Origin of the sequence: Polaromonas sp., from assembly GCF_031411155.1 — a bacterium.
GTDB lineage: Bacteria > Pseudomonadota > Gammaproteobacteria > Burkholderiales > Burkholderiaceae_C > Polaromonas.
This window is the reverse complement of sequence record NZ_JANOAL010000282.1, coordinates 1-9,270: the sequence shown is the minus strand read 5'-3', so window position 1 is coordinate 9,270 and position 9,270 is coordinate 1. Positions and strand designations below refer to the sequence as shown.

General features: G+C 63.5%; 8 protein-coding genes and 1 pseudogene. 4 read left to right on the top strand and 5 right to left on the bottom strand.

Annotation, left to right across the window (positions count from 1 at the left end):
- The 5 genes from RMO23_RS16790 to RMO23_RS16770 all read right to left on the bottom strand — a co-directional run.
- Positions 1-464, bottom strand: a 464-nt coding sequence (locus RMO23_RS16790) for a thiamine pyrophosphate-binding protein (protein WP_309683837.1), incomplete at its 3' end; no start/stop codon positions are given.
- Positions 461-2,410, bottom strand: a complete 1,950-nt coding sequence (iolC, locus tag RMO23_RS16785) for a 5-dehydro-2-deoxygluconokinase (RefSeq protein ID WP_309683835.1) — start codon at positions 2,408-2,410, stop codon at positions 461-463. The genes iolC and RMO23_RS16790, both read right to left, overlap by 4 nt.
- A 7-nt stretch (positions 2,411-2,417) precedes the next feature.
- Positions 2,418-3,203: an ATP-binding cassette domain-containing protein gene (locus RMO23_RS16780; RefSeq protein ID WP_309683833.1), complete on the bottom strand. Its 786-nt coding sequence runs from the start codon at positions 3,201-3,203 to the stop codon at positions 2,418-2,420.
- Between the two features lie 18 nt (positions 3,204-3,221).
- Positions 3,222-4,364, bottom strand: coding sequence for an ABC transporter permease (locus RMO23_RS16775; RefSeq protein ID WP_309683831.1), 1,143 nt, complete (start codon positions 4,362-4,364; stop codon positions 3,222-3,224).
- A gap of 74 nt (positions 4,365-4,438) precedes the next feature.
- Positions 4,439-5,419 (bottom strand): sugar ABC transporter substrate-binding protein, encoded by a 981-nt coding sequence (locus RMO23_RS16770; RefSeq protein WP_309683839.1) that lies wholly within the window; start codon positions 5,417-5,419, stop codon positions 4,439-4,441.
- Between the two features lie 297 nt (positions 5,420-5,716).
- On the opposite strand from RMO23_RS16770, the gene RMO23_RS16765 reads away from it, so the two are divergent.
- The 4 genes and pseudogenes from RMO23_RS16765 to RMO23_RS16750 form a co-directional block, all read left to right on the top strand.
- Positions 5,717-6,586, top strand: coding sequence for a MurR/RpiR family transcriptional regulator (locus RMO23_RS16765; RefSeq protein ID WP_309683829.1), 870 nt, complete (start codon positions 5,717-5,719; stop codon positions 6,584-6,586).
- A gap of 20 nt (positions 6,587-6,606) precedes the next feature.
- Positions 6,607-7,602, top strand: a complete 996-nt coding sequence (gene iolG / locus RMO23_RS16760; protein ID WP_309683827.1) for an inositol 2-dehydrogenase — start codon at positions 6,607-6,609, stop codon at positions 7,600-7,602.
- 11 nt (positions 7,603-7,613) lie between these two features.
- On the top strand, positions 7,614-8,636 hold the full coding sequence (locus RMO23_RS16755) for a Gfo/Idh/MocA family oxidoreductase (RefSeq protein ID WP_309683826.1): 1,023 nt from the start codon (positions 7,614-7,616) through the stop codon (positions 8,634-8,636).
- Between the two features lie 241 nt (positions 8,637-8,877).
- Positions 8,878-9,270: pseudogene (locus RMO23_RS16750) on the top strand (hypothetical protein); the annotation flags it as partial.

Sequence of the window (9,270 nt, the reverse complement as noted above, 5' to 3'; positions counted from 1 at the left end):
TCGAAATAGCGGGTCACGGGCCTGAACGCATCGTTGGCCGTCAGGTCGCCCTGCGAGAAGTCTTCAATCTGCTGCAGCACCGGGTCCGGCGCGCGGGAGTTGAAGCTGTCCCCCGGCAGCAGCAGCACCGGCAGGCGATTCACATGGGCCAGCGCGGCCGCCGTCACCAGGTTGGTGGCGCCGGGGCCTATGCTGGTGGTCACGGCCATGATGCGCTGGCGGAACTGCGCCTTGCCGTAGGCAATGGCCGCATGGGCCATGGCCTGCTCGTTGTGGGCCCGGTAGGTCGGCAGCTCATGGCGGCTGGCCCAAAGCGCCTCGCCCAGACCGGCCACATTGCCGTGGCCAAAAATCGAGAACACGCCAGCGCAATAGGGCTGGACGCTGCCATCATTCATTTCAACACGCAGGGCGGCCAGGTGGCGCACCAGCGCCTGGGCCAGGGTGAGTTTTTGGGTTTTCATGCGGCATCTTTCCGGTGGCGCCAGGCATCCACCAGCGCGCCAAAATTGTGCGCCACTTCATTCATGAGACCGGCGTCGTCCAGCTCGCCCTTGAACCAGCGCAGCGACGCATCGGCCCACAGTGTGCGACCCACCATGAAGCCCTTGACCACCGGATTGGTCGCTTGCGCAAAGCTGTCGGCCAGGTAGTGCAAGGACTGGTTCAACCCGAGGATCACGGCGCCACGGCAGCCAGGGTCGCGCTCAGCCAGCAGGGCCTGCAGCGCGCTCCAGCCCCCCGCCTGCATGGGGGCCAGCTTCCACCATTCGGGCTTGATGCCGAGGTTGTAAAAGCGCTCGATGGCGCGCAGCACGGTGGCGTCTTCCTTGCCGGCCGCCGTCATGGCCTTCATCGACACCGGCAGAATGATTTCGAGCAGCAGCTCGTTGCCCGATTCGCGCGTGGCTTCCCACAGCTCCAGCACTTTTTCTTCCTGCTCCAGCCGCAGCTCAAAGGCATCGTCGGGGTGGTAGTGCAGCAGGCACTTGACCACTTGCTCCGTCGGCCAGTGAATGAGGGCGCTGCCCATCGAGCGCGTGCCATCAAAGCGCAGCGGCCGCGAGCCGGGCAACTCGACCGGGCGCCCCACCCACCAGCCACGGCCGGTGGCGCTGGCGAGCGCGTCGCGCCCGTAGTCGCCGCCATCAATCAGCACACCGGTATGGCCTTGCAGCTGGTGGCTGCGCTCGACCTGTTCGGCGGTGTTGACCAGCAATTTTTTGAGTTCAGGAATACGCGACTCGCTGGCTCCGGCCGCGCGGGCAAGATCAAAGAACTGGCTGCGATGGTCAAAGGCCATCACGCACAAGTCGTTCCAGTCGGGCCGCGCCGCCGTCACACGGTGCAAATGCGCCAGTTGCCGGTCGGCATCGACCTGGGGCTCGCGGCTGCCGCCGAACCAGTGCGCCAGTTCGGCGGGTGTCGGCATGGCGGCGGAGCAGGCGTGGCGCGACACCACGATGGCGCCGCAGGCATTGGCCACGCGGGTCGCCTGCGCCCAGTCCTTGCCCTGCAGCAGGCTGGCCATCAGGCCGGACAGGAAGGCATCACCGGCGCCCAGCACATTGAGCACCTCAACCCGCTCGCCGCGAAAGGTGGGGGCGGCGTTGATGTCGTCGGGAATCGCCCCCTCGATCACGCTGCAGCCCAAAGCGCCGCGCTTGACCACCAGGGTCGCGGCACTGAGCGCACGCACCGCGCGCAGGCTGGCGATCAGGTCGTCCGCCACGCCGCCGGCAATGAAAAACTCTTCTTCGGTACCAACCAGCAGGTCGAACTCGGGCAGCATCTGCTGCAGCTGCCGGGTCACGTTCGCATCGGCGACATAGCGGTTTTCACCGGCGCCGCGTGCCGTCAAACCCCACAGCACCGGGCGGTAGTCGATATCGAGGATTCGCACCAGGCCGTGCCTGCGCGCATGGTCCAGCGCCGCCTGCGATGCGCGACGTGTACCGGGGGTGGACAGATGCGTGCCGGTGATGGCGAGCGCGCGGCATTGGGCGATGAAGTCTTCGCTGATTTCGCTGGCATCGATCGCCATATCGGCGCAATTTTCGCGCACGAACAGCAGGGGAAAAGTGTCGCGGTCTTTCAACCCGAGCAAGACCAGCGCGGTCAGGCGCTCCGGGTCCACTTGCACCTGGCTGGTGTCGCAACCTTCGCGCCGCAGGGTCTCGCTCAGGAAGCGCCCCATTTGCTCATCGCCGACACGGGAAATCATCGCGCTTTTCAGACCCAGACGGGCCACGCCGAACGCCAGGTTGGCGGAGCTGCCGCCCAGGTACATGGCCATGCTGCGCGCATCTTCCAGCCGGCTGCCGAACTGCTGGGCATAAAAGTCAACCGCCAGCCGGCCCAGACAGGCCAGGTCGATGCGGCGAGGCGGAGGAAAATTCAATGTTGTCATCATGACCTTAAATCGTTACGCCATCGAGATCGGCCATGAGCTTTTGCATCTCCTGGCCGCCAGCCATCATGTTCAGTACCTCGTCCTTGCTCACCTCCTGTTTCAGGTAGCTGCCCAGGGACTTGCCGCGGTTGAGCAGCGTGAAGCTGTCACCAATCGGGTAGGCGTGATTGACATTGTGCGTGATGAAAATGACTGAAATGCCGCGTGCGCGTGCCTTGGAAATCAGCTTGAGCACATTGACGGACTGCTTGACGCCGAGCGCCGCCGTAGGCTCGTCAAGAATCAGTACCTTGGCACCGAAGTGGATGGCGCGTGCGATCGCCAGGCATTGCCGCTCCCCGCCGGACATGGTGCCTATCATCTGGTCGGCATCCCGAATCCGGATGCCCATTTCCGTGAGTTTTTCGCTGGCCGTTCTGGCGGCCAGTTCGTGATCCATGACCGGCAGCAGCCCAAAGATTTTCCTGATCGGCTCCCGGCCCATGAAGAAGTTGCGGGCCACGCTCATCAATGGCACCAGCGCCAAATCCTGATAAACGGTCGCGATGCCAAGATCGAGTGCCTCGCGCGGCGAACCGAAGCGCACAGCCTGGCCCTCTACCAGGTACTCGCCCTTGTCCGGTGCATGGACACCGGCCAGCGTTTTGATCAGCGTGGATTTGCCCGCACCGTTGTCGCCGAGCAGGCAATGCACCTCGCCACGGCGCAGGCGCAGTGTCACGCCGTTGAGGGCGATCACGGAGCCAAAAAACTTGCTGATGTCCTCGAGCTGGAGAATGTAGTCGCTCATGCTGTGCCCCTGTGGTGGTTAGCGCTTGCCCAGCGCGAATCGTGTGCGAATGAAGTTGTTGAACAGCACCGCGACCAGGAGCATCAATCCGAGGAAAACCCGGTACCAGTTGTTGTCGATGCTGGTATAGCCGATGCCGATTTGCACCATGCCGAAAATCAGCGCACCAAATGCGGCCCCGATCACCGAGCCATAGCCGCCGGTGAGCAGGCAGCCCCCGATAACCGCGGCAATGATGGCCTCGAACTCCTTTTGCTGGCCCCGGTCGGCGGCCGCCGAGCCGGCATCCGCGACTTGCAGGATGGCGAAGACCGTGGAGCAGAACGCCATCAGCATGAACAGGCCAATCTTGACGCGTGCCACCGGAATCCCCACGTTCTTGGCGGCGTTGGCATCGCCGCCTATGGCTTGAATCCAGTTGCCCACACGCGTGCGGGTCAGCACAAATGCCCCCGCGGCCGTCAGCGCCAGCCACCACAGCACGGCCTTGGGAACACCGATGGCAAGTGCCTTGCCGCCATCGCGAACGGCCAGCACGCCGGCACTGGCCAGGGCATCGAACAAACCCGTCAGGGTGTAGCCATGGAACAGGAAGGAAATCAGCGGATCGTGGGCGATCATGTCACGCAACACCAGATCGCCGTTGGTGCTGAGGATGGTCTTGCCGGTGAAGATGACCGATACGGCAAGTGACAGGCCGCGCAGGATGAAGAAAAAAGCCAGCGTCACGATGAATGAAGGCAGTCCGGTGCGCACCACAATCCAGCCATTGAGCCAGCCCAGGCCCAAGGCCACCCCAAAGGTGAAAATCGCGGACAGCCAAATCGGCCAGCCCCAGTAGAGGGCGGGGATCGCAAGCAGCATGCCACCGAATCCAATCATCGAGCCCACCGAGAGGTCGAATTCGCCCGCGATCATCAGCAGCGCGGCGCCCACGGCCAGCACGCCCAGGTAGGCGGCGACGGTGCTCCAGTTGATGATGCCTTCGGCGCTGAACATGCCCGAGCCGCCTGCGCTCAGGCCAAAAATGACAAACACCAGCACGGTGCCGGCGAGCGCGCCAAACTCGGGACGGGACATCAGCTTGCGCAGGCGGCTTACCGGTCGCACCCGGTCATCGTCCTGTGCCGTGGATGCGGGTTTCGTGGCTTGGGGGTTCATGGGGGTAGCAGTCATTGAGGGTCAGGCCTTGGTAGCCGGCAAAGCGCGCTGGCGCCTTGCCGGCGGTTTGCAAATTAGCGGTATTGGCCGGCGTATTTCTCAACCTTGCCGATGTTGTCCTTGGTCACGAAGCCCGGGCCGGAGCCGATGTGGCGGTCGCCGTAGGCTGGGGTCAAGCCGTACTCGGTGAAGCGAGCCATGGTCTTGCTGTTGGCCTTGACCGCGGCGGCCACCTTGGCGAGGTCCGTGCTGTTGGTGGCTTTCATGGTGGCCAGCACGGCCACCGGGATATAGCCCTGGAGGTAGGGTTGCTGGTCGATGCCGAACTTCACGGAACCATCCTTGATGCCCTTGGAAATTTCATCCGACAGGTCGAAGGTGGCCATCCACAGCTTGCCTTTCTGGCCGTTTTTCTCCAGCGCCTTGAGCGTGGGATGCGCAGAGGTGGGGCCCAGGGTGAGCACGGCGTTGGTGCCGGGGTTCTGGCGCAGATAGGCGGAAACCTTGGCCTCGACACCGGTCGGATCGTCGCCCGAGTCGATGGTGCTTTTCTTGAAGTCGGCCCCGATGGCATCGGCAAAGCCGCGGCAACGCTCGAATGAAGCGGGGTTGGTGGCATAGTGATTGACGCACAGGAAGCTCTTGACACCGTCGGCCTTGGCGCGTTCGCCGGCACCCTTGCCGGCGGCATACTCAGGCTGGCCGACATGCATGACGGCGCCCAGTTTTTCGCTTTGTTCGGTCGTGCCTGAATTGATGGTGATGACCGGGATCTTCTTGTCGGTGAGCTTCTTGATGGCGCCCTGCAGCACGTTGAAATCGGCGATCGTGACAATCACGCCGTCATAGCCCTGGGCGGCGGCTTGTTCAATCAGGCGCGCCATGTCAGCCAGGTCGCCGTTGGGCGGATTGCGGTAGTCCACACGCACGCCATAGTCCTCGCCGGCCTGCTTGACGGAGTTCTTGATGGTGTTCCACCAGGAGTCGGAATCCGGTGCATGGCTGATCAGGGCGAACTTGGTTTGGGCGGCAGCCAGGCTGCCGGTGACCAGCATGGCGCCGACGAGCAGGGTTTTGAGGACGGCCTGACGGGAATACTTGGGTGTTTTCATGTTGTCTCCTTGAAAGCGTGGTGAAAGCGTGAGGGAACGTGGATAGCCGAAATTGCCGGGCGCTTGAAGTCGCCGGGCATCAGACGCGGTGGCGCCGCAGTCTGGGAAAAATTTTACCGAGCTTCGGCAAAATTAGAAACATATTTCTAATTAGGACAAACCCTAGACAAAGTTTTCTTTTTTTATTATTTGTTAGATAATTATTTCTAAATTTGTCATCCAGCCAAAAACATTCACCTTATGAGCACTGAACCCTATCGCCCCGTTACCGAAGAAGCGCTACTCAAGGCCATCGCGCGGGATTTCGAGGGACTCAGCCGCCAGCTCAAGGCCATTGCCCGGCATGTGGAGCAGCATCGCTCGCAGTTGGGGATTCAATCGATCCAGGAAGTGGCGCAGCATTGCGACGTCCAGCCTTCGGCCGTGGTCCGCTTTGCCAAGCATTTTGGGTTCAGCGGTTTTTCGGCCATGCAAAAGCTGTTTCGGGATGGCTTGGCCCAGCAGATTTCGCCCAGCCGCAACTACCAGTCGCGCATACGCCAGGCCATCGAGTCCGGTGCGCGCGATCTGAGCAGCGCCGAAATCGCGCACGCCCTGATCGGCGGCGGCATCGCCGGGATGGAGGAATTGCAGCGCACGCTGCAGGAGCCCGCTTTCGAAGAGTCAGTGAACCTGCTGGCGGGTGCCGAGACCGTCTGGTTGATGGCTTCCCGGCGTTCGTTCGCGGTCTCCACTTATCTGGCCTATGCCTTGCAGCACACCGACAAGCGGGTGCTGCACATCACATCCATGGGCAGCATGCAGGACGGGCAGCTGCGCGGCATGCTGCGCGAAGATGTGCTGATCGCCATTTCGTTTGCCCCGTATGCGGAAGAGACTCAGAGCATCGTGCAGCAAGCCCACGAACGCGGCGCCCGCATCATCGCCATCACGGACAGCCGCCTGAGCCCGCTGGCGCGTCTGGCGACCTGCTCGCTGCTGGTGCAGGAAACCAGTGTCTTCGGCTTTCGCGCCCTGACCAATTCCATGGCGGTAGCGCAAAGCCTGTTCATGGCTTTGGCCTACCGTCTTGAACTCGATTACCAACCCACCCGCGTCCAAGCGGTTTGAACTTTCCTGAAAGCCCATCCATGAAAAAAGTAGCCCTGTTTGGCGCCGGCCGCATCGGCCGCATCCACGCCGCCAACCTCTGTGCCTTGGCCGGCGTCGAGCTCGTGGCCGTCAGCGACCCGGTCGCCTCGTCCTGCGCGGAGCTGGCGCAAATGCATGGCGCGCGGGTCGATTCCATCGACAACATCTTTGCCGATCCGGGCATTGACGCGGTCGTTATCGGCAGCCCCACCACCACACACAGCGATCTCATCATCCGTGCCGCCCGGGCGGGCAAGCACATCTTTTGCGAAAAACCGGTTGACCTGTCGGCTGTTCGTGCGCAAGCTTGCGCCGAAGCGGTGGCCGGGGCGGGTGTGACGTGCATGATCGGATTCCAGCGCCGTTTTGATCCGACCTTCAACCAGGCCAAGATGCGCCTGGACCGGGGCGACATCGGCAACCCCGAGATGCTGGTCATCACCAGCCGCGACCCCGGTGCACCGCCCGTCGACTACATCAAAAACTCGGGTGGCATTTTCCGCGACATGCTGATCCATGACTTCGATGTGTTTCGCTGGATGCTGTGCGGTGACGGCGACGAAGCCGCCTGGCTCAGCGCAACCGGTTCCTGCCTGACCGATCCTGCCATCGCGCAGGCCGGTGACATGGACTGCACCGCCGTCACCATCAGGACCAAAAAAGGGCGCCTGTGCCAGATCAACACCACGCGCCGCGCCGCCTACGGTTATGACCAGCGTTTCGAGGTGATCGGCTCCACCGGCATGCTGCAGTGCGGCAACCATCGCCCCAGCGAGGTGACGCAGGCCGACGCGCAGGGCACCCGCGTTGACAATCCCGAGGCCTTTTTCCTGCAGCGCTATGCGCAGGCCTATCGCCTTGAGATAGAGCACTTTTTTGAACAACTGCAGACAGGTGGCGTCTTCCGCACCACCATCGAGGACGGTGTGCGGGCCCAGGTACTGGCTGACGCGGCCGCACAAAGCGCCGCGTCTGGCCAGGCGGTGGAATTTTGAAGGAGACAAGCATGAATCCCAAGATGTTGAGAGTGGGTATCGCCGGCCTGGGCCGATTGGGCCAACGCCACGCAGAAGCCCTGGCGTTCCGGACCCGCCATTGCCAACTGGTGGCCGCCTGCAGCCCGACGGCCAGTGAACGCGCGTTCGCCGGGGAACAACTGGGGGTGGAGCGGCTGTACGAGGACTTTGACGCTTTCGTTGCCGATCCGGCACTGGACGCCATCGTGTTGGCGACGCCGACCACCTTGCATGCCAGCCAGGCCATTGCGGCGCTGCAGGCGGGCAAGCATGTGTTCGTGGAAAAGCCCCTGGCCCTGAATGTCGAGGACTGCGAGCGGGTGCTGGCGGTTGCGCAGCAGCACCCCGCACAGGTCGCGATGGTCGGCTTTGTCAGGCGCTTCGACCCGAGCTACGTGAGCGCCCAGTCGAGCATCGTTGCGGGCGAGATCGGCCGGCCCTTCCTGGTCCGGTCGCAAACCTGCGACCAGAATGACCCGGAAGGCTTCTTCGTGCGTTTTGCCCCAACCTCAGGGGGCATTTTCATGGACTGCAGCGTGCACGACATCGACCTGGCGCGCTGGATGCTGGGCAAGCCCCGGGCCTTGCGGGCCTTTGCCACAGGCACCATTGCCCTGCATCCGGCGCTGGCGGAGTTTGGCGATGTGGACAACGGCATGGCGATAGTGGAGTTCGAGGGCGGCGCACGCGCGGTGCTGTATGCCTCCCGCACCATGGCGCATGGCCACGAGACCAGCACCGAAGTGATTGGCACCACGGGCAAGCTGACCGTGGGCGAACATGCCGCGCGTGATCGCGTGGTTCGCAGTGACGGCCACGGGGTACGCCACGCCGTGGTGAAAGATTTCTACGAGCGCTTCGAGACCGCTTTTGCGGCCGAAATGGCGGCCTTTGTCGCGGCCTGCCGGGGCGAGCAAGCCTTGGCCCTCACGCTGGCGGACGCGCTGGAAGCCACCCGCATCGGGCTGGCCATCACGCGTTCACTGCACAGCGGTCTGCCTGAAACGGTCTGAACCGTTCCCGGCGGCGGTTTGCCCCAGGGTTTGCCGTTGATGCGCTCGGCTTCGGGCCCGTCGCGCACCGGCGGTGGGGACGCAACCGTGGGCGAGAACTGTCTTCGCGGGCAAGTCAAGGTGCGGCCAGCGCATGCGTAGGACAGCCACTACCGCGACTGGCGATGCAGTCCGGTAGTCGGGGAGCAGGGGACTTCCTATTGTTGAATCACCCCATCCACCCGTGCCAAAAGGAGCCGCCATGAGCAACATCGCGTTGTTTGTAGATGCCGTCGCCGTGCAACAGCCCGCTGCGGACATTGTGTGTCTCAAGGCCTGCAGCCGCCCGGCACGCTGGCAACGAGGACTGACCGGCTCAGGCCCCGCCCTCATCGCGGCGGTCGCCGCCGCCGCCCTGCTGGCGGCATGCGGAGGCTCCTCGGACAGCGCGCCGCCCGACCCCGCCGCCGCCGCACAGGCCGCGCTGGTGGTGCAGGGCCAGCAGATCTTTCGTTTCGACACCTTTGGCGACGAGGCCAAGTGGACCGACACCCTGCGCCTGCATGAGGTCATCAGCAGCAACGTCTCGCCGGCGCTGGCGCTGGCGGTCGGGCTGAAGGTCGATGCCGAGGCGCTGCCGCTGGCCGTGGTGCAG

Coding starts and splice junctions, on each gene's coding strand:
- iolC (WP_309683835.1), bottom strand. CDS start 2,410: ATGACAACATTGAATTTTCCTCCGCCTCGCCGCATCGACCTGGCCTGT.
- RMO23_RS16780 (WP_309683833.1), bottom strand. CDS start 3,203: ATGAGCGACTACATTCTCCAGCTCGAGGACATCAGCAAGTTTTTTGGC.
- RMO23_RS16775 (WP_309683831.1), bottom strand. CDS start 4,364: ATGAACCCCCAAGCCACGAAACCCGCATCCACGGCACAGGACGATGAC.
- RMO23_RS16770 (WP_309683839.1), bottom strand. CDS start 5,419: ATGCTGGTCACCGGCAGCCTGGCTGCCGCCCAAACCAAGTTCGCCCTG.
- RMO23_RS16765 (WP_309683829.1), top strand. CDS start 5,717: ATGAGCACTGAACCCTATCGCCCCGTTACCGAAGAAGCGCTACTCAAG.
- iolG (WP_309683827.1), top strand. CDS start 6,607: ATGAAAAAAGTAGCCCTGTTTGGCGCCGGCCGCATCGGCCGCATCCAC.
- RMO23_RS16755 (WP_309683826.1), top strand. CDS start 7,614: ATGAATCCCAAGATGTTGAGAGTGGGTATCGCCGGCCTGGGCCGATTG.